This is a genomic window from Lysobacter firmicutimachus, from assembly GCF_037027445.1.
Lineage (GTDB): Bacteria > Pseudomonadota > Gammaproteobacteria > Xanthomonadales > Xanthomonadaceae > Lysobacter > Lysobacter firmicutimachus.
Genome location: NZ_JBANDL010000002.1, coordinates 5155254 through 5173797 on the forward strand (window position 1 = coordinate 5155254; position 18544 = coordinate 5173797).

At 70.9% G+C, this 18544-nt stretch carries 12 protein-coding genes; 8 read left to right on the forward strand and 4 right to left on the reverse strand.

The window, feature by feature from the left end:
- Positions 1–760 precede the first annotated feature (760 nt).
- From recF to dnaA, 3 genes are all read right to left on the reverse strand, one after another.
- The gene (gene recF, locus V2J18_RS22205; RefSeq protein ID WP_336132928.1) at positions 761–1846 is read right to left on the reverse strand and encodes a DNA replication/repair protein RecF; all 1086 of its coding nucleotides are present in this window, start codon (positions 1844–1846) and stop codon (positions 761–763) included.
- Positions 1847–2380: 534 nt separating this feature from the next.
- The gene (gene dnaN / locus V2J18_RS22210) at positions 2381–3481 is read right to left on the reverse strand and encodes a DNA polymerase III subunit beta (protein WP_064747145.1); all 1101 of its coding nucleotides are present in this window, start codon (positions 3479–3481) and stop codon (positions 2381–2383) included.
- 521 nt (positions 3482–4002) lie between these two features.
- The gene (gene dnaA / locus V2J18_RS22215; RefSeq protein WP_064747146.1) at positions 4003–5346 is read right to left on the reverse strand and encodes a chromosomal replication initiator protein DnaA; all 1344 of its coding nucleotides are present in this window, start codon (positions 5344–5346) and stop codon (positions 4003–4005) included.
- Positions 5347–5640: 294 nt separating this feature from the next.
- Between dnaA and rpmH the strand changes: the two genes are divergently transcribed.
- From rpmH to mnmE, 4 genes are all read left to right on the forward strand, one after another.
- Entirely contained in the window at positions 5641–5781 is a 141-nt protein-coding gene (gene rpmH, locus V2J18_RS22220) for a 50S ribosomal protein L34 (RefSeq protein WP_036139660.1), read from the forward strand.
- Between the two features lie 61 nt (positions 5782–5842).
- Positions 5843–6277, forward strand: coding sequence for a ribonuclease P protein component (gene rnpA, locus V2J18_RS22225; protein ID WP_064747147.1), 435 nt, complete (start codon positions 5843–5845; stop codon positions 6275–6277).
- A gap of 15 nt (positions 6278–6292) precedes the next feature.
- On the forward strand, positions 6293–8017 hold the full coding sequence (yidC, locus tag V2J18_RS22230) for a membrane protein insertase YidC (protein WP_336132931.1): 1725 nt from the start codon (positions 6293–6295) through the stop codon (positions 8015–8017).
- Positions 8018–8325: 308 nt separating this feature from the next.
- Complete coding sequence (gene mnmE / locus V2J18_RS22235; RefSeq protein WP_336133158.1) at positions 8326–9693, forward strand: tRNA uridine-5-carboxymethylaminomethyl(34) synthesis GTPase MnmE; 1368 nt, start codon at positions 8326–8328, stop codon at positions 9691–9693.
- A gap of 57 nt (positions 9694–9750) precedes the next feature.
- Here mnmE and V2J18_RS22240 read toward each other — a convergent pair whose 3' ends face one another.
- Complete coding sequence (locus V2J18_RS22240) at positions 9751–12237, reverse strand: S8 family peptidase (protein ID WP_336132932.1); 2487 nt, start codon at positions 12235–12237, stop codon at positions 9751–9753.
- A 317-nt stretch (positions 12238–12554) separates the two neighbouring features.
- On the opposite strand from V2J18_RS22240, the gene V2J18_RS22245 reads away from it, so the two are divergent.
- The 4 genes from V2J18_RS22245 to V2J18_RS22260 all read left to right on the forward strand — a co-directional run bounded on the left by V2J18_RS22245 (position 12555) and on the right by V2J18_RS22260 (position 18493).
- On the forward strand, positions 12555–13394 hold the full coding sequence (locus tag V2J18_RS22245; RefSeq protein WP_336132933.1) for a DUF6689 family protein: 840 nt from the start codon (positions 12555–12557) through the stop codon (positions 13392–13394).
- A 76-nt stretch (positions 13395–13470) separates the two neighbouring features.
- Positions 13471–14358 carry an FHA domain-containing protein gene (locus V2J18_RS22250; RefSeq protein WP_336132934.1) on the forward strand — a complete coding sequence of 296 codons (888 nt, stop codon included), beginning with the start codon at positions 13471–13473 and terminating at the stop codon, positions 14356–14358.
- Complete coding sequence (locus tag V2J18_RS22255) at positions 14358–17705, forward strand: protein kinase domain-containing protein (protein ID WP_336132935.1); 3348 nt, start codon at positions 14358–14360, stop codon at positions 17703–17705. Before V2J18_RS22250 ends, V2J18_RS22255 begins: the two co-directional genes overlap by 1 nt.
- Complete coding sequence (locus V2J18_RS22260) at positions 17702–18493, forward strand: sensor histidine kinase (protein WP_336132936.1); 792 nt, start codon at positions 17702–17704, stop codon at positions 18491–18493. The genes V2J18_RS22255 and V2J18_RS22260 overlap by 4 nt, the downstream gene beginning before the upstream one ends.
- Positions 18494–18544: the final 51 nt, after the last annotated feature.

Consider the following 18544-nt stretch of genomic DNA (forward strand, 5'->3'; position numbering starts at 1 on the left):
GGACCGTTTCGGGCGCCGGGCGACGCCCCCGAGGCGCGACAGTATTCGGGCGGGCGGGCGGACGCCGCCGGTTCTGCGCCGGTTGGAGCTTGGCTGCGCGGGCCCGGATCGGATCGGCCCGAATCGGCCGGCGGCCGTGGCGAGCGGGCAAGCAGGCGCGCCGCAGCGTTGTCATTGCACGGCCGCGCGGCGGCGGGTCGAAGCGGGCGCGCAGCCCGGTCGGGCCGCGCATTGGGCGCGGGTGGTCCGCGTTCGGCCAACCATCGCGACACGCCCGCGGCGCACCGCGCCGATCGCGCCCGCAATCGGCCGCCTGCGACGGGCGGCGTTGCCGGGATAGGCAGCCGGGCCGGCTCATCGATGCGGCCTGCGGCGCGCGGACGACGGGGTATTCGAGGCTCGCCCGGCCCAGGCTGGCGAGTACCGCCGGGCTTCGCGCCTGCTTGGCCTCCGAACCGGTGCAGCCCCCGGGTTCGGCCGCCCATACGGCCCGGCCCGAGGGCAGAAGCGGCTCATCCGCATGGCCTGCCCGCGCCGGCCGCCATCCCGGCGGACGGTTCGAGGCAGGCACAAGCGCGCTCGGACCGGCATCGCCGCCTCCCCCAAGGGCGAACGATTCGACAGTGGCGCCTATGGCGGGGCTTGTCTCGGAGCGGGGTGAACCGGGCCAGCGGACAGCGGGAGACTTGCCCGCACCCACGGTTCCACGTGGAACACCACCCAGCCGGGAGGTTTGCCTTGTTCCACACGTCGGCGAGGATCACTCCGGCCGGAGGGTTCCATGTTCCACGTGGAACCGAGCCACTTCGACCTCCATGTCGGCCAGCGCTGGCGGCGGCTCGGTGCCGGTAATGAAGACCTGGGCCTGACTGGCGATCAGGCGCTCCAGGACTCGGCGCTGATGGCGGCGGTCCAGCTCAGAGGCGAGGTCGTCCAAGGCGATCACCGGCCATTCGCCTTGGACCTGGGCGTGCTGCTCGGCTTGGGCCAGCAGAGCGACCAGCGCCACCAGCTTGGCCTGGCCGCGCGACAAGGCCTCGCGGCCGGGGATCGCGCCGTAGCCGATCCGCCAGTCCGCGCGGTGCGGGCCCACCGAGGTGAAGCCCTGCTGCTGGTCGCGTTCGCGGGCCAACAGCAGGGCATCGGCCAGGGGAAACTCATCGCGGCGCCAACCCGGCGCATAGTCCAGGCGAATCGAGCCCAGTCCCGGCGCCAACTCGGCTGCGAACGCGGAAAAGCGGGGTTGCAGCTCGTCCAGGTACTGCTGGCGTCGCCGGCTCAGCGGTTCGCCGGCCTCGGCCAGCTCGTGATCCCAGGCGTCCAATTGCCCGTCGCGGGCGCGGGCCTTGAGCAGGGCATTGCGCTGTTTCAGCGCCCGGGTGTAGCGCCGCCACAGCGGGGTGAAGTCCGGTTCCACGTGGAACAAGCCCCAATCCAGGTAGCGGCGACGGATCTCGCCGGGCCCGGTGATCAAGGCGTGGCTGCCGGGTTCGAAGCTGACCACGGCCAGGGCGGCGCAGAGCTCGCCGAGCTGGGACACGCTCTGGCCGTCGAGCCGGCCGACCCAATCCTGGCCGCTGTGGCGCAATCCGGCCTTGCGGCGCTGCTCGCGCCGGGCTTCCTGCCATTCGACGAAGACTTCCAGGGCCGGGTCGCCCGCCCGGATCAGCCCGTCGCGGACGCGGCCGCGGAAGCTGCGGCCGTAGGCCATCAAATGCAGGGCTTCGAGCAGGCTGGTCTTGCCCGCGCCGTTCTCGCCCGTAATCAGGTTGATCCCGGGCGCCGGCCACAGGCTCACTTCGGCGAAGCGGCGCAAGCCGCGGGCGTCCAGGCGGGTCACATGCATCGGGAAATGATGGCAGATCGGGCCCGGGGCCGGAGAGGGCCGTGGCGACGGTTCGGCGAAGCGCCCAGGTCGGCATGGGGCTTGAGAGGCGGTTCGAATGGGGGAACGGTCGCTTAAGTGCTTGTTCGGCTTGGTTACGCCGCTGAACCAGGGACTCGGGGCGGAATCGTCCCCGCTTGGCGGGCCGGGGGACGCCATGCCCTTGTCGGGCCGGATCGGCAGTGGCGGATTGCCCGCTGGCCGCGTCAAGGCAGTGGCTGCGGGGCAGGTTCCTCTGGAGGCTGACTGACTTCGCTGCCTTTCCGGCGGGGAATTCGAGCGTCAATGAGGGGAGGTAGGCCTTGGACTGGCTGCGGGTCCCCCGGGGTCGCGGCTGGGCCGCGCGCCCTCCGGCGATGGTTTCGCGCTTCGGTCGCTGACGTCGTCCTTGGCTTTTCTGCGCGTCCCTGGGCCAAAACGAAAACGCCCGGCGCGGGGCCGGGCGTTTCGTGTTCCACGTGGAACCGGACGAATCCGGTTCCGGTACGACTGGGGTCAGAGCCGCAGCGGCATGACCACGTGGCGGCAACGCTCGTTCGAGGCTTCGCGCACCAGCGCCGAGGAGTTGGCGTCGCGCAGGGCCAAGACCACGTGTTCGTCGCGCAGGGCGCCGAGAGCGTCGAGCAGGTAGTTGACGTTGAAGCCCACCGCCAGGTCGTCGACCTTGGTGTCGGCTTCGACTTCTTCCTGCGCCTCTTCCTGTTCCGGATTGTGCGCGCTGATCTTGAGCTGGCCCGGCGATACCTCGATGCGCACGCCGCGGTACTTCTCGTTCGAGAGGATCGCGGCGCGCTGCAGCGAAGCGCGCAGGGTTTCGCGCTCGATCCGCACCTCGCGGTCGGCGCCGATCGGGATCACCGCTTCGTAATCGGGGAAGCGGCCGTCGATCAGCTTGCTGGTGAAGGTGACATCGTCGCGCTTGACCCGGATGTGGCCGCGGCCCATTTCCAGTTCCAGCTCGCGTTCGCCTCCCTCCAGCAGGCGCTGCAGTTCCTGCACGCCCTTGCGCGGCACGATGATCTGGCGCTTGGTCTGCGAACCGCCTTCGAACGCGGCTTCGCACAGGGCCAGGCGATGGCCGTCGGTGGCGACGCAGCGCAGGCTGGATTCGCGCAGGTCGAACAGCAGGCCGTTGAGGTAATAGCGCACGTCCTGCTGGGCCATCGCGAACGCGGTGCGTTCGATCAGCTCCTTCAAGGCCGCTTCCGGCACCCGCACGCGTTCGGTGGCTTCGACCTCATCGATCGACGGGAAGTCGTTGGCCGGCAGGCTGGCCAGGGTGAAGCGCGAACGCCCGGCCTGGACGGTGATCTTCTCGGCGGCCTGACTGACGGTGACCTTACTGCCGTCGGGCAGGGCGCGAATGATCTCGAACAGCTTGCGCGCCGGGATCGTGGTTTCGCCGTCCTTCGCGTCGTCCACGGCGACTCTGGAAATCATCTCGACTTCCAGATCGGTACCGGTCAGCGAAAGCTGCCCGTCGGTGACCTGGACGAGCAGGTTGGCGAGGACCGGCAAGGTCTGCCGGCGTTCGACGACATTGACCACCTGGGCCAACGGCTTGAGAAAGACTTCGCGTTGCAGACTGAAACGCATGCGGACCCCTTGGCCGTCTGTGGGACTAAGCCCAAAACAAAAGAGATGTATAAATCAAAAGCTTGGTGGTGATGGAGCAGCGAAAAACACTGGAAAACCAAAGTAATTATTTGATTTGCAAGGGTTTTTCATCACTCCGAACCCTGTTGGAAGCGGCCTGGGGAAGGCGGTAGAACCTGTGGATAAAAATCGGGCGGATCGCCCGCGCTTTATTTATCCACAGCTTGTACGAGCGTCATCCCCGAACTTATGCCTTTCGCGACAACCACTTAGCCAGTACCTTGTGTCCATCGGCGCTGCGGCGGTGCCGATCAGGGCAGCGACGCGGTCACCGGGACCGAGGTCTCTGGCCCGGTGCGGAACCGGACCGGCCGAACCGGGCGAGCGCAGCCGCGAGGCGCGGACGACCGGAACGGCGGACCGGCGCGGCGGAACCGGCCGACCCGAAACGATGCACAGCGGTACTGCAGCAGCGGTCTTGCGATCTCCTCGGATGAGCGCGAACCGCCGCGCGGTCGAACTCACTCGCTGAGCTTGCGGATCAGCTTGTCCCAATCCTCGCGCAGCTTGCCGTCGGTTTCCATCAAGGTGCGGATCTGCCGGCAGGCGTGCAGCACGGTGGTGTGGTCGCGACCCGCAAAGGCGTCGCCGATCTCCGGCAGCGAGTGTTCGGTCAGCTCCTTGGTCAGCGCCATGGCGACCTGGCGCGGCCGGGCCAGCGAACGCGTCCGCCGTTTCGACAACAAGTCCTTGATCTGTAGGCCGTAGTAGTCTGCCACGGTCTTCTGGATGTTGGGGATGCCGATCGCCTGCTGCTGCGCGCGCAGCAGATCGCGCAGGGTTTCCTGGGCGAACTCGACAGTGACGGCGCGGCCGGTGAAGTTGGCCCGGGCGGTCAGGGTGTTGAGGGCGCCTTCCAGGTCGCGCACGTTCGAGCGCATCTTCTTGGCCAGCAGGAAGGCGACTTCCTCCGGAATCGCGGCGCCGCGCTCCTTGGCCTTGGAGATCACGATCTGGGCGCGGGTCTCGAAGTCCGGCGGCTCGATCGCCACCGACAGGCCCCAGGCCAGGCGCGACTTCAGCCGCGGCTCCAGGCCCTCGACTTCGCGCGGGTAGCGATCGCAGGTCAGGATGATCTGCTGCTTGCCGTCGAACAGCGCATTGAAGGTATGGAAGAACTCTTCCTGGGTGCGGTCCTTGCCGGCGAAGAACTGGATGTCGTCGATCAGCAGCGCGTCGACGCGCTGGAACTGGCGCTTGAACGCATCCATGGTCTTGTCCTGCAGCGCCTTCATCATCGCGCTGAAGAACTGCTCCGAACGCAGGTACATGACCCGCATCGCCGGATTGGCGTCGCGCATGGCGTTGCCGGCGGCGAACATCAGATGGGTCTTGCCCAGGCCGGTGCCGCCGTACAGCAGCAGCGGGTTGTGCGCGCGCTCGCCGGGCTTCTGCGCCGCCTGCCAGGCGGCGGCGCGGCCGAGCTGGTTGCTGCGGCCTTCGACGAAGTTGTCGAAGGTGTAATGGGTGTCGAGATTGCCCTGGAACGGCTCCGCCGGTGCGCTCGCGACCGGACGCGGCGCGACAGCGCCCGCCGCGGTCTCGGCCGGCGGGGCGATCGGCGCCACCCGCGGCAGCGAGCCGATTTCCAGGCTGACCTCGCCGCTGCCGGCGAAATACGACAGCAGCTCGCGGATCCGCGCCAGATAGCGCTCGCGCACGTGTTCGACCACGAAGGCGTTGGGCGCGTACAGCACGGTCACGTCGTCGCGACGCGTCGCCTGCAGGGGCTTCAACCAGGTATGTACGTCCTCGACCGGAAATTCGGCTTCAAGGCGTTCGAGGCAGCGGGGCCAGGCTTCCATCTGTGTAATGCGTCTTCTTATACGTGTAACTGACTCGGTCGGCCGGCCTGGCGGCGCAGCAGACGAAAGCGGCCGTGCGCACGATGCGGACATCGCGCCTGACAAGGCCGGGGGGTCGGTCAGACTACCATCGCGACCGGGTCCGGAACAGGACTAATCCACAGGTTCATGCACAGGCTGCCCGGCGGCCGGGGTGTACCCGCGCAAACACCAAGCCAAACAAAGGCTTGACCCGCCCCAAGGGCGCCCCTAGAATTCGCGGTCCACTCGTCGTCACCCATTCCAGAGCCGATCATGGCCACCAAGCGCACCTACCAGCCCAGCAACCTCAAGCGCAAGCGCGACCACGGTTTCCGTGCCCGCATGGCGACCGCCGACGGCCGCAAGGTTCTCGCCCGTCGTCGTGCCAAGGGCCGCAAGCGCCTCTGCGCCTAAGCCGTTTCAGCCGTCTGCGCCGATCGCGACGATCCGGCGCGGCGCGGCCTGAGCGTCTGCGATGAATTCGAACCGCTTCCCGCGCACCGCGCGGGTTCGCGCGCGTTCCGATTTCGACCGAATCTTCAAGCATGGCCGGCGCGTGGCGCTGCCCGTGCTCGCTTTGCATTTCCAGGCCGATCCGGCGGTGCCGGCGCGCCTGGGCCTGGCGGTCTCGCGCAAAGTCGATCCGAACGCGGTCGGCCGTAACCGCATCAAACGCGTGCTGCGCGACACCTTCCGCCATCTGCGCGGTGAGCTCGCCCCCGGCGACTACGTTCTGGTCGCCCGGCCGGGCGCCTCGCGCTGCAACGGCGAGGAACTGCGCAACCACTTCCGCAGTCTGCTCAAGCGTGCCGGCGCCTGGCCTGGCCTCGCATTGCCCGCGACTGCCGCGACCGGCACAATGCCGGCCGCTTCCCCTTCCGCCCCCATGCCGGACTCCGGTCCCGGCTGAGCCTGCCTGCTGCCCATGAACCAGACCCGTGCTTTCCTGATCCTCGCCTGGCTGATGGTGGCGACCTTGCTGTGGATGGAATGGGGCAAGGAGAAGTCGGCGCCGCCGGCGCCGCCGCCGGCCGCCCTGGCGCCGGCCAGCAGCGTGCCCTCGGCCGCCGCGGCCGCGCCCAGCGCCGCCGGCGTGCCGGGCGCGCCCAGCGCGGTGCCGACCCCGGCCGCGCCGGGCGCTGCGGTCAGCGCCGCCACCGCCGGCAACGATGGCCTGGTCACCGTCACCACCGACGTGCTCAAGGTCAACCTGCGCGGCGGCGAAATGAGCGAGGCCGACCTGCTCAAGTACCCGGTGACCTCGGACAAGGACAGCCCGCCGATGCGGCTGCTGGCCAGCGACGCCACCTTGTACTTCGTCGCCCAGAGCGGCTGGGTCAGCCAGGGCAAGCCGGCGCCGACCCACGAGTCGGGTTTCCGCTACGCCGGCGCCCAGCGCAACCTGGCCTTGAACCCGGGCAGCAACGAGATCGCCGTGCCCTTCGTCTGGACCGGCGCCGACGGCGTCAGCATCCAGCGCACGTACACCTTCCGCCGCGGCGACTACGCCGTGCGCGTGCGCGACGAGGTGACCAATGCCGGCACCGCGCCGTGGCAGGGCTACGTCTACCGCCAGCTCAGCCGCGTGCCGCGCGAGCTGGCCCACAAGGGGCCCTTCAGCCCCGAGCAATACAGCTTCCAGGGCGCGGCCTGGTACAGCCCGACCGACAAGTACGAGAAGCGCAAGTTCGACAAGTTCGCCGAGGACGGCAAGCTCGACAAGTCGGTCACCGGCGGCTGGATCGCGATGCTCCAGCACCACTTCTTCGCCGCCTGGATTCCGGGCGAGAAGGACGCGGGCCAGTTCTCGCTCGAACAGCTCAACGCCGGCGCCGCGCCGCAGTACCTGATCCGCGACCTCGGCCCGGGCGTCAACGTCGCTCCGGGCGCGAAGGCCAGCACCGAGGCGCGCCTGTGGATCGGCCCCAAGCTGGTCAAGCAGATCGAAGCGCAGAAGGTGCAAGGCCTGGACCGCGCGGTCGACTTCAGCAGCTACAGCATCTTCGCCACCCTGGCCAACGGGCTGTTCTGGCTGCTCGATAAGCTGCACGGCCTGTTCGGCAACTGGGGCTGGGCGATCGTCGGCCTGGTGGTGCTGCTGAAGCTGGCGCTGTATCCGCTGTCCGCCGCGCAGTACAAGTCGGCGGCCAAGATGCGCAAGTTCCAGCCGCGCGTCGCCCAGCTCAAGGAGCGCTACGGCGACGACAAGCAGAAGTTCCAGATGGCGCTGATGGAGCTGTACAAGAAGGAGAAGATCAACCCGGTCGGCGGCTGCCTGCCGGTGCTGCCGCAGATCATCATCTTCATGACGCTCTACTGGATGCTGGCCGAGTCGGTCGAGCTGCGCCACGCGCCGTGGTTCGCCTGGATCCAGGACCTGACCGCGCGCGATCCGTTCTTCGTCCTGCCGGTGATCAACATCGCGATCATGTGGACGACGCAGAAGCTGACCCCGATGACCGGCATGGACCCGGCGCAGGCCAAGATGATGCAGTTCATGCCGCTGATCTTCGGCGTGATCCTGGCCTTCCTGCCGGCCGGCCTGGTGCTGTACCAAGTCGCCAACGGCGGCCTCGGCCTGCTGCAGCAGTGGCTGACCACCAAGCGCTACGCCGAACAGCCGGCGGGCAGCGGCAAAGACAAGAGCTGAGCCGTCGCTGCGAGTGCAGCGAATCGGTTCCACCCAGTCGATCCACGCAAGGCCCGCCCTCAGGCGGGCTTTGCGTTTGCGCAGATACCGGGGTGGGAGCGGCGCAAGCCGCGACCGCCGCAACGGTGTGCGCAAGCGTCGCAACCGGAGCCCGGACCTGCGAGCGCTCTTGCCCGAACCGCACGATCCGGTCGGGCTTCGGACTGCGGCGTGGTATTCGACCGCTGCGGTGGTCGCGGCTCGCGCCGCTCCTACAGGGGCAGCGGCCGTTTCACGGCGGCCCGCGCCGGACCACTATCATGTCGCCCATGACCGACGCCCCTGCCCGCGACACCATCGCCGCCGTCGCCACCGCGCCCGGCGCCGGCGGGGTCGGCATCGTCCGCCTGTCCGGGCCGCGCGCGCAGCAGATCGGCGAGACCGTCGCTGCCCGCCGCTTGCGCCCGCGGCATGCGCATTACGCCCGCTTCCTCGATGCCGACGGCGCCGCGATCGACGACGGCATCGCGCTCTACTTCGCCGCGCCGGCCAGCTACACCGGCGAGGACGTGGTCGAACTGCACGGCCACGGCGGCCCGGCGGTGCTGGAAGAACTGCTGGCGCGGGTGTGCGCGCTGGGCGCGCGCCGCGCGCGGCCCGGCGAGTTCAGCGAACGCGCCTTTCTCGAAGGCCGGCTCGACCTGGCCCAGGCCGAAGCGGTCGCCGACCTGATCGCCGCCGCCGATGTGCGCGCCGCGCGCGCGGCCCGGCGCGCGCTGGACGGCGAGTTCTCGCGCCGGGTCGAAGCATTGGCCGGCGATCTGCTGGCGATCCGCATTCACGTCGAGGCGGCGATCGATTTCGCCGACGAACCGCTCGATACCCTAGGCGGCGCCGCGCTGCGTCAGCGCTTCGTTGCCGCTTCCACCGCGTTGGACGCGCTGCTCGCCGCCGCCGAACGCGGCCGGCGCCTGCGCGACGGCCTGCATGCGGTGATCGTCGGCCCGCCCAACGCCGGCAAGAGTTCGCTGTTGAACGCCTTGGCCGGCAGCGACCGCGCCATCGTCACCGACATCGCCGGTACCACCCGCGACCTGCTGCACGAGACGGTCAAGCTCGATGGCGTCGAATTGACCCTGGTCGACACCGCCGGCCTGCGCGAGGGCGGCGACGCGATCGAGCGCGAAGGCATGCGCCGCGCGGTCGGCGAGTTGCAGCGCGCCGACCTGGCCATCGTCGTGCTCGACGCGCGCGATCCCGACAGCGGCCTGGCCTCGGTGGCCGAGGCGATCGCGCAGGTGCCGGCGCGGCTGTACGTCTACAACAAGATCGACCTGATCGAATCCGACTACGCTTCGCCGACCCCGGCCGACATCGGCGGCGAAGACCGGGTGTTCGTGTCCGCGCGCAGCGGCGCCGGACTCGATGCGTTGCACGCGCGGCTGCGCGCGCTGGCCCAGGGCGACGCCGCCGACGCCGCCGACGGTGCGTTCACCGCGCGCGCCCGCCACGTCGACGCCCTGCTGCGCGCGCGCGAGGAACTCGACGACGCCCGCGCCCAGCTCGACCACGAGATGCTCGACCTGGCCGCCGAATCGCTGCGCCAGGCCCACGAAGCGCTGGGCGAGATCACCGGCCGAGTGCGCGCCGACGACCTGCTCGGGCACATTTTTTCCAACTTCTGCATCGGCAAATAAAAAACGGCCCGGTGTCCGCCGGGCCGTCGAAGGGCGGCATCGCCCGGTGGGAGAGAGTCAGTCTTCTGCGCTGCGGTAGGCCTCGAGGTAGCGGCCTGCGGCCACCGCGAAAGCGGCGCGGCTGATCGTCTTGGTGGGGTCGAAGTAGGCGTGCAGGGTCGGCTGCAGGTCGAACGGGCCCTGGGTCACGGCGAAGCGGGCGTTGATCAGGCCGCGATCCAGCGCCAGTTGCACGTAGCCGCGCAGGTTGGCCGGGATCGCGGCCGCGTCGTCGACCGGGATGCGCTTGCCGTCGTAGAACGCGGTCAGCGAGCCGGTGAAGGCGCGCGCCTCGTTCTGCAGCGCCAGGCTCTGCACCAGCGAGTAGGCCAGGCTGACCCGGGTCACGCTGTCGTTGGGGCGGAACGCGCCGTTGAGGGTGCCCATCACCCCGTCCTGGGCCTGACTCAGGTCGCGCAGCGCGCCGCCGCGGGCCACCGCCGATTCGGCATAGGCGTAGCGCGCATCGCCGCTGCCCAGGTCGCTGAAGCTGGAGCGGCCGTCGAAGGGCAGGTGCTGGCGCACGCTCTGGCCCATCAGCAGGTACTGCGCCAGTTCGCCGCGCTTGAGGGTCGCGTCGGGACGGAAGCTGCGGTCGGAATAGCCGTCGACCAGGCGGTTGGCGACGGCGAACTCGATCGCCGGGCGCGCCGGATGGTTGGCGACGTCGTCCAGGCCGCTGTAGCCGCCGCTCTTGAGGAAGCCGATCGTGCCTTCGACCGTGCCCGGCAGGGCATAGCCGTTGGTGACGTTGGCCGGATCCAGGTCGGTGCCGGACAGCGAGCCGATGCCGCGCACGCTGACCTTCCACACTCCCGGCTTGCCCGGCGCGCCGGTGGTGACCGTGTCGCCGAGCACCGGCAGGGCGATCGAGGAGCCGTACTTGATCCCGTCCGGATCGGTCAGCACCAGGGCCAGGGTGTTCTCGCCGATGGTGGCGCGGGCGCTGACCCAGGCGATATCGCTGGCGACGGTGAAGCTTTGTTCTTCGACCGCGCCGACCGGAGCGAAGTCGACCGAGAACGGCAGGTCCGGCACGCCGCCGGAGAGGATCGCGTTGGCGTTGAACGCGCGCAGGTAGTTGACCGTGCCGCCGAAGCCGTAGCGGATGCCGGCCGCCTCGGCGACCGCGGCGTAGGCGTTGATGTGGCCGGCGCCGACTTCCCACGGCAGGCGGCCGGTCATGTTGCTGGCGGTGCGCTGCAGGATCGCCTTGATCTGGGCCGGGGTCAGGTTGGGGTTGGCTTCCAGCATCAGCGCGGTGACGCCGGCCACGTGCGGCGTGGCCATCGAGGTGCCGCTCATGTGGGTGTAGAACGGCAGCTGCGCCGCCGGCAGGGTCTCGGCGTCGTGCTGGGCCTCGGTGGCCGGCAGCGCGCCGGTCAGGGCGCGGGTCGAGACCACGTCGACGCCGGTGGCGACCACGCTCGGCTCGTTGACGTAGGTCCACTGGCGCCCGTCGGGCATGCTGAAGCTGCCGCTCTCGCCGCGCTTGCCGCGCGAGGAGAAGCCGGTCAGCACGCCGTCCTTCTCGCCGGCGCCGACCGAGATCACCCACGGCGCCTGTGCGTAGGGGTTGTGGGTGTCTTCGCCCGGGCCGTCGTTGCCGGCGGCGAACACGCTGACGATGCCGCGCTTGTAAAGCTCGTAAGTCGAGATGTTGACCGGGTTGAGCGGGTCGAACTTGCCGCTGCTGCCCCAGGAATTGCTGGTCACCCGGATCGGGTGGCGGAAGCTGAACTGCTTGGTCGCGGCGTAGTCGAGGCCGCCGACCGCGTCGAGGATCAGCAGCACCGCGCCGGAGCCGTAGCCGACCAGGTCGGCGCCGGGCGCGACGCCGCGGTGCTGACCGTTGGACTTGGCGCCGTTGCCGCCGATCGTGCCGGCGCAATGAGTGCCGTGGCCGGAGCCGAGGTCGGTGTTGATCAGGCCTTCGGTGTAGGTGATCGGCAGCAGGCTGTCGAGCGAGTTGAGGTTGGTGGTGCCGAGGGTGTTCTCGACCACGTGCTCGCGGAACTTGAGATCGTCGTGGCTGGCGTCGATGCCGGAGTCGTTGACCAGCACCGAGATGCCGGCGCCGCTGTAGGGGATCGCGCGCACGAAGTCGCCCGGGTTGTCCGTGACCCGGGCCGCGCCGGAAATCTGCCGCGACTCCTTGTTGTAGTAGCGCAGCGGCGCGTTCCAGTAGATCGAGGCGACATCGTCGCGCTGCGCCAGGGCGCGGATCTCGGCCGGGGTCGCCAGCGCGCCGGCGATCGGCAGGGTGCGCATGGTCACGCCGGTGTCGATGCCCAGCGCCTTCAGCGCGGCGATCTGCGGAGCGGTGACCGGGCCGGACTGCTCGTAGCTGATCACGATCTGCAGCCGGTCGGCGGACGCCGCGGCGGCCATCCGCGACAGCAGCTGCGGATCGAGGTGGGCGTCGGCGAGGGCGATGCCGCTGGCGAGCAGGCCGGCGGCGAGGGCGCTGACGCGAAGGGTGTTGCGGGCGAACTGGGAGGGCATGTCGAAGGGCTCCGGAACCGCCACGGACGGCGTTCACCGAGTATTCGCAGCGCCGGCGGGCGATCCCATCGGGAGTTCGCCTCAGCACGGATGGGGAGAAACCCTCATGGCGCGGGCGCGGTGTTGCGCGCCCGGCCCGCGCCGGGCGCCGGGCCGCGCCGGCCGCCTCGGCCGCCGCCGAATTCTGAACAGGCCCCGGCGTGCGCCGGTCGCCGCGTCGGCCCCGTTCGTCTGCGCTGAGGGGAATCACCTAGAGACACGGGTCACATTTCCGATTAGCCTGCCGCGACGGTGGAACGACCCGCAGGGGGATCACGATGGCCAAGCCGACGCTGGCGTGGAAGTTGTTCGCGGCGGCCACGATGTGGCTGGCTTGGACCCTGGCCCCGGCGCAGTCCCTGCCGGTCTCGGTCAGCGTGTCCGGCGACACCGCCACCGTGACCGTGGGCAGCGGCAGCGTTCCGCTGGCCGATCTGACCCTGAGCTTCGACGACGCCAGCGGCCTGTCCGCGTCCAGCCTCGGCATCAGCGCGCAACTGGTCAGCCTGACCGACACCGCCCTGCTCGCGCGTCTGCCGAACCTGAGCCTGACCCAGCTCGACCCGGCGTTCCCGCTGCTGATCACCATCGAGCCGCCGGCCCTGGGCGGTCTGAGCTTCCATCGCAGCGTGCGGGTGGAGGTGCACACCCACGCGCTGAGCTACAGCCCGGGCAGCTCGTTGCGTCTGTTCAAGGCGCCGCTGGGCGGCGCGTTTCGCGACATCACCGACGAAGTCGCGCCGGGCAGCGTGCGTGCGCGCGGCACCACCGGCGGTTTCTCCCAGTTCCTGGTGCTGCCGGACCTGCGCGGCACCGACGCGGTGGTGGCGCAGAAGATCGCCTGGCTGCGCGCGCGCATCGACCTGTTGCCGGCGAGCGAGCAGGCTGCGTTCGACCTGCTGTTGGACGAGGCCGAGACTGCCGTCGCCGCCGAGGACTACGCCGACGCGATCGCCGCGCTGGACGACTTCCGCAGCCGCGCCACGACCCGCGCCGGGCTGTACCTGGGCGATCGATGGCGCGCCGCGCGCGACCTCGACAACCATGCCGGCGAACTGATCGCCGGCGCGGCGACGCTCAAGTTCAGCGTCGCCTACCTGCGCGACTTCGGCCCCTGAGAGGCGTCCGCCGCGGTCGCCCGCCCGATCCCGGCGGGCGCTGCTCGCTGCGCGGGGCGCGCGCTAAGATGAGCCGATGCAGGCGCGCTTGATCGTTTACCCGCCGGACCAGGCCGCGATCGCCCGGGCGCTCCGTCCGGGCGAGACGGTGAGCATCGGCCGTGCGTCCGAGTGCGACCTGGTGGTCGCCCATGCGTCGATCTCGCGCCGCCATGCCCAGTTGGACTTCGACCAGGGCCAGTGGCGCCTGCGCGATCTGGACAGCAAGAACGGCAGCTTCGTCGACGGCATCGCCGCCGGCGCCCGCGGCCTTGCGCTCGACGGCGGCTGCTGGCTGCGCCTGGGCGATGTGTATTGCGAGTTCGCCCCGCTCGCCGATGCGGAGATCGCCGCCGCCGAGCGCGGCCAGATCGCGCGCCGCGCCGTCGCCGCCGCCCACACCGCGCGCCTGGAGGGCGTGCAGGGGCTCGGCGACCTGCTCGACGGCAGTCTGCGCGCGGTGGTCGAACTGGCCCAATGCGAACGCGGCTTCGTCCTGCTCGAGGACGGCGCCGGTTACCGCGTCCGCGCCAGCCTGGCGCTGGACCCGGGCCGGCTGCACGCGCGCGAATTCGGCGGCAGCGTCGGCGCGGTGCGCAAGGCGCTGGAATCGCGCCGCGCCGTGGTCGTCAACGACATCGGCCGCGAGGCCTGGCTGGCCTCGCGCGATTCGGTGATCGCCGCCGGCCTCAGCGCCCTGGTCTGCCTGCCCCTGCTCGACGGCGAACGCACCCTCGGCGCCCTGTACGCCGACCGGGTGCGTCCGGGGCCGGCCATCACCACCCTCGACCTGGAACTGTTGCAGGCCTTCACCGAGGGCGCCGCGGTGTGGATCGCCGCCTGCCGCACCAGCGAGCAGCTCGACGCGCAGCTCGCCTCGGCCGCGTGGGACGGCATCGTCGCCGCCCACGCCGGAGACGCCTGATGCGTACGCCGGGCGGCTCGGACCCAGGCCGGCCCGGCTCCTCCGGTTCCGACGCGACCGCGACCGGGGTGTACGCGCACGCCGACCTCGCGCCCGGCAGCGTGCTGGCCGGGCGCTTCCGCATCGAGGCGGTGCTCGGCGTCGGTGGCATGGGCGTGGTCTATCGCGCCACCGATCAGGCCCTGGGCGTGCCGGTGGCGCTGAAGCTGCTGCGTCCGGAATGGATGCACAAGCCCGAAGCGTTCGAACGCTTCAGCCAGGAACTGCTGTTGGCGCGGCAGGTGTCGAGCCCGCACGTGGTGCGCATCCACGATCTGGCCCAGCACGAAGGCCGCTGGCTGATCAGCATGGATTTCGTCGACGGCGAATCGCTGGACCGTCGCCTCGATCGCGACGGCGCGTTCGCGGTCGACGACGCGCTGGCCATCGCGCGCCAGCTCGCCGCCGGCCTGGCCGCGGCGCACGCCAAAGGCGTGATCCACCGCGACGTGAAGCCGGCCAACGTATTGCTCGACCGCCAGGGCGGCGCCTACCTCAGCGATTTCGGCGTGGCCCGTTCTCTGGCCGGCAGCGGCCGCACCCAGACCGGCGCGGTGGTCGGCACGCCGGACTATCTGTCGCCGGAGCAGGCGCGCGGCGAACCGGTCGACGCGCGCAGCGACCTGTATGCGCTGGGCCTGATGCTGTACGAAATGCTGGCCGGGCAATTGCCCTTCGCCGGCGGCACCGTCACCGAAGTGCTGGCCCAGCGCATGCTGCGCACGCCGCCGCCGCTGAGCGAACGTCGCGCCGACGTCCCGGCGTGGGTCGCGCGGCTGGTCGACAAGCTGCTGCGGCCGCAGCCGGCGCACCGGTTCCAGGACGCGGCCGCGGTGATCGCCGCGATCGATGCGCGTGCGGTGCCGCGCGACGGTTGGCGCGACGGCGGCGCCCGCCGCTGGCCCTGGCTGGCCGTCGGCGCTTTGGCGCTGGCGGCGGCGGGCGGCGGCTGGTGGTGGCAGCAGCAGCGCGCGCCGGTGCCGCCGCATGTCGCGGCCGCGCCGCTGCAACGTTTGTTGGTGATGCCGCTGGAAGCCGGCGCCGAAGCGGTACCCGAGGCGCGTCGGGCTGCGCTCGGCGCGCATCTGCGCGACGCCCTCGCAGCGCAGCCGGGCGTGGCCGTGGTCGACGGCGAACGCACGGCGCAGGCGCTGCGCCAGCTCGATCCCACCGGCGCGGCGCGGGTCGATCCCGATGCTTTGCGCGCGCTCGCCGCCGCTCGCGACGTGCTGCGTCCGCGCCTGATCCGCCACGACGGCCGCTGGCGCGTGCAGGCGCAGTTGCGCCGCGGCGCCGAGCCGGTGCAGGTGCTGGACGGCGGCGACGCGGCCGATCCGGTCGCCGCTGTGCGCGCCTGGGCCACGGCACCGACGGTGCGTGCCGCATTGGCGAAAGGCGCTGCGCTCGATCCGGCCTTGCCGGCCGCGAACGAAGCGCTGGACGCCTATGGCGCCGGCGTGCTGGCGCAACAGGACGGGCGCTGGAACGAGGCGCTGCAGCGTTACCGCGACGCCACCGCCGCGGCTCCCGAGTACGCCGCGGCCTGGCTGGCCCAGGGCCAGGCGGCCTTGGCCCTGGGCGAGCAAGACGCCGCTTTCGATGCGATCGAGCGCGGCCAGGCGGTCGCCGGCCGCGGCGCTTGGCTGCGGCGACGGCTCGACGCCGAGCACGCACTGCTCGAAGGCGATCCGCCCAAGGCGATCGCGCTGGCGCGGCAAGCCCTGGCGGCCACGCCCGACGACACCGAGGCGGCCTTGCAACTGGCCCGTGCCCAGGGCGCGGGCGGCGACTTCAACGGCGCGGTGGCCGCACTGCAGGCCTTGACCGGGCGCGACGGCAACGACCCGCGCGGCTGGTACGAGCTGGGCAAGTTCTCGATCCTGCAGGGCCAGGCGCAGCGCGCGGTCGACGATTACCTGGTGCGCGCGCTGGTGTTGTTCAAACGCGCCCGCAACCTGCACGGCGAGGCGGAAACGGTCAACGCGCTGGGCGTCGGCTACGGACGCCTAGGCCAGTCCGCCGACGCCGCCGAGCAGTACCGCAAGGCGGTGGAGTTGCGGCGTACGCTCGGCAACCGTCGCGGGGTCGCCACCAGTCTGCGCAATCTGGCCAACGTGCTCGCCGCCTCCGGTCGTTTCGACGAGGCCGCGGCGCAACTGGCGCAGGCGCGCGCGTTGCAGGTCGAACTCGGCGATCGCGCCGGCCTGGCCGCGACCGAGAACGAGCTCGGCCTGCTCGCCGAAGAGCGTGGCGATTATCGCGGCGCGCTGGACGCTTTCCGCCGCGCCCTGCAGAGCTGGCGCCAGGTCGAAGACCCGCATGGCACCGCTCAGGCGCTCAACAACATCGGCTTCGCCGATTACCAACTGGGCCTGTACGACGATGCCCAGGTGTACTGGCAGCAGGCCGGCGAGGCGTATGCCGCGCTCGGCGAACAGACCGGGCGGATCCGCACCGAACAGAACCTGGGCCTGCTCGCCGCCGCGCGCGGCGACTGGGCGCTGGCCCGCCGGCTGCTGGAAACGTCGCTGGCGAGCGCGGAAAAACAGCAGATGCTGGAAGAGGCCGCGGTCAGCCGGCGCAATCTGGCCGAGCTGGAATGGCTGCAAGGCCACGTCGCCGCGTCGATCGCCCAGGCCGAGCGCGCCGGCGCCTTGTTCCGCCAGCGCCAGGACCTGCGCGGCCAGATCGACGTCGAGCTGTTGCAGGCGCAGGCCCTGATCGACGCGCGCGCATTCGCCCAGGCCCGCGGTCTGCTCGACCGGCGCCGTCGCGATCTGGGCGAGGCCTCCAGCGAACAACGCGCGATCGCGCACTGGATCGAGGCGCAACTGGCGACGCAGCAGAACCGGCCGGGCGAGGCGGCGACCGCCCTGCAGCAGGCGCATCGTCTGGCCGAGGCCTCGGGTGTACGCCAATGGCAATTGCAGATCCAGCTCGAACAGGCGCGCGGCGCCGGCGACCCGGGCGGATTGGATCGCGCCACCGCGACCCTGGGGCATGCCGGCCTGCGTTTGGCGTGGCTGGAACAGGCCATGCGGCGTGCGCTGGCCGCGCGCGACAGCGCCCAGGCGCTGCTGCACTACCGCGAAGCCATGCAACGCCTGCGCGGCGGCGATTTCCGCCGCGCCTGGGCATTGCACCGGCTCGGCGCCGAATCGTATGCGGCCGCCGGCGACGTGGCCGGCGAACGCAGCGCGCGGGCCAAGGCCGAGGCCGCGTCGGGCCTCTTGCGCGCCGCCCTGCCCGCCGAGCTGCGCGCCGGTTTCGACGCGGCGGTCGGTTCCGCACAGGAGGCTCCGCGATGACGCCTTCCCGACCTATCGACCCGCCCGCCGACGCGGCAGGCAGCGAGCCGGCGGGCGAAGCCGATCCGCTGCGCTCGCTGGCCCAGGTGCGCGACCAGTACCGGCAACTGCTGCTGCGGCTGGAGGCCAACGAACGCGAGTTCCGCCGGCTCGGCCGCTCGGTGTGGCGAGTGCAGGAAGACGAACGCCGGCGCCTGGCGCGCGAACTGCACGACGGCATCGGCCAGAACCTGACCGCGCTCAAGCATCGGCTGGCCCAGCTCGGCGACGCCTTGCCGCCGGCCCAGCGCGAGCGGTTGGAAGCGGCGATCGCGCTGTGTGCGGACACGCTGGAAGACACCCGCGAGTTGTCGCGCTTGCTGCGGCCGCCGATCCTCGACGATCTCGGCCTGGAACCGGCGTTGCGCTGGCTCGCGCGAAGCCAGAGCGAAGCCGCAGGCATGCAGGTCGCGCTGGAAATCGGCGAACTGCCGGCGCTGGACGGCGATCTGCAGACCCTGGTGTTCCGCGTGGCACAAGAGGCGATCAACAACGTCGCCAAGCACGCCGGCGCGCAGCAGGTGCTGGTGCGCCTGGTCGCGCGAGGGGGGCTGCTGCAATTGCAGGTCGCCGACGACGGTCGCGGCTACGACCCGCAGCGTGCGTCCTACTCCGACGGCAGCGGCCTGGCCGGCATGCGCGAACGCCTGCGCCTGTACGACGGCCGGCTGGAGATCCATTCCGCGCCCGGCGAAGGCACGCGCTTGCGGGCGGTGCTGCCGTTGCCGGCGGTGGCCGAAGGTGCTTGACGGCGCACCGGTCCACGCGCACCGTGCGCCCATGCCGAAGCCGACGATCCG

Coding starts and splice junctions, on each gene's coding strand:
- recF (WP_336132928.1), bottom strand. CDS start 1,846: ATGCATGTGACCCGCCTGGACGCCCGCGGCTTGCGCCGCTTCGCCGAA.
- dnaN (WP_064747145.1), bottom strand. CDS start 3,481: ATGCGTTTCAGTCTGCAACGCGAAGTCTTTCTCAAGCCGTTGGCCCAG.
- dnaA (WP_064747146.1), bottom strand. CDS start 5,346: ATGGAAGCCTGGCCCCGCTGCCTCGAACGCCTTGAAGCCGAATTTCCG.
- rpmH (WP_036139660.1), top strand. CDS start 5,641: ATGGCCACCAAGCGCACCTACCAGCCCAGCAACCTCAAGCGCAAGCGC.
- rnpA (WP_064747147.1), top strand. CDS start 5,843: ATGAATTCGAACCGCTTCCCGCGCACCGCGCGGGTTCGCGCGCGTTCC.
- yidC (WP_336132931.1), top strand. CDS start 6,293: ATGAACCAGACCCGTGCTTTCCTGATCCTCGCCTGGCTGATGGTGGCG.
- mnmE (WP_336133158.1), top strand. CDS start 8,326: ATGACCGACGCCCCTGCCCGCGACACCATCGCCGCCGTCGCCACCGCG.
- V2J18_RS22240 (WP_336132932.1), bottom strand. CDS start 12,237: ATGCCCTCCCAGTTCGCCCGCAACACCCTTCGCGTCAGCGCCCTCGCC.
- V2J18_RS22245 (WP_336132933.1), top strand. CDS start 12,555: ATGGCCAAGCCGACGCTGGCGTGGAAGTTGTTCGCGGCGGCCACGATG.
- V2J18_RS22250 (WP_336132934.1), top strand. CDS start 13,471: ATGCAGGCGCGCTTGATCGTTTACCCGCCGGACCAGGCCGCGATCGCC.
- V2J18_RS22255 (WP_336132935.1), top strand. CDS start 14,358: ATGCGTACGCCGGGCGGCTCGGACCCAGGCCGGCCCGGCTCCTCCGGT.
- V2J18_RS22260 (WP_336132936.1), top strand. CDS start 17,702: ATGACGCCTTCCCGACCTATCGACCCGCCCGCCGACGCGGCAGGCAGC.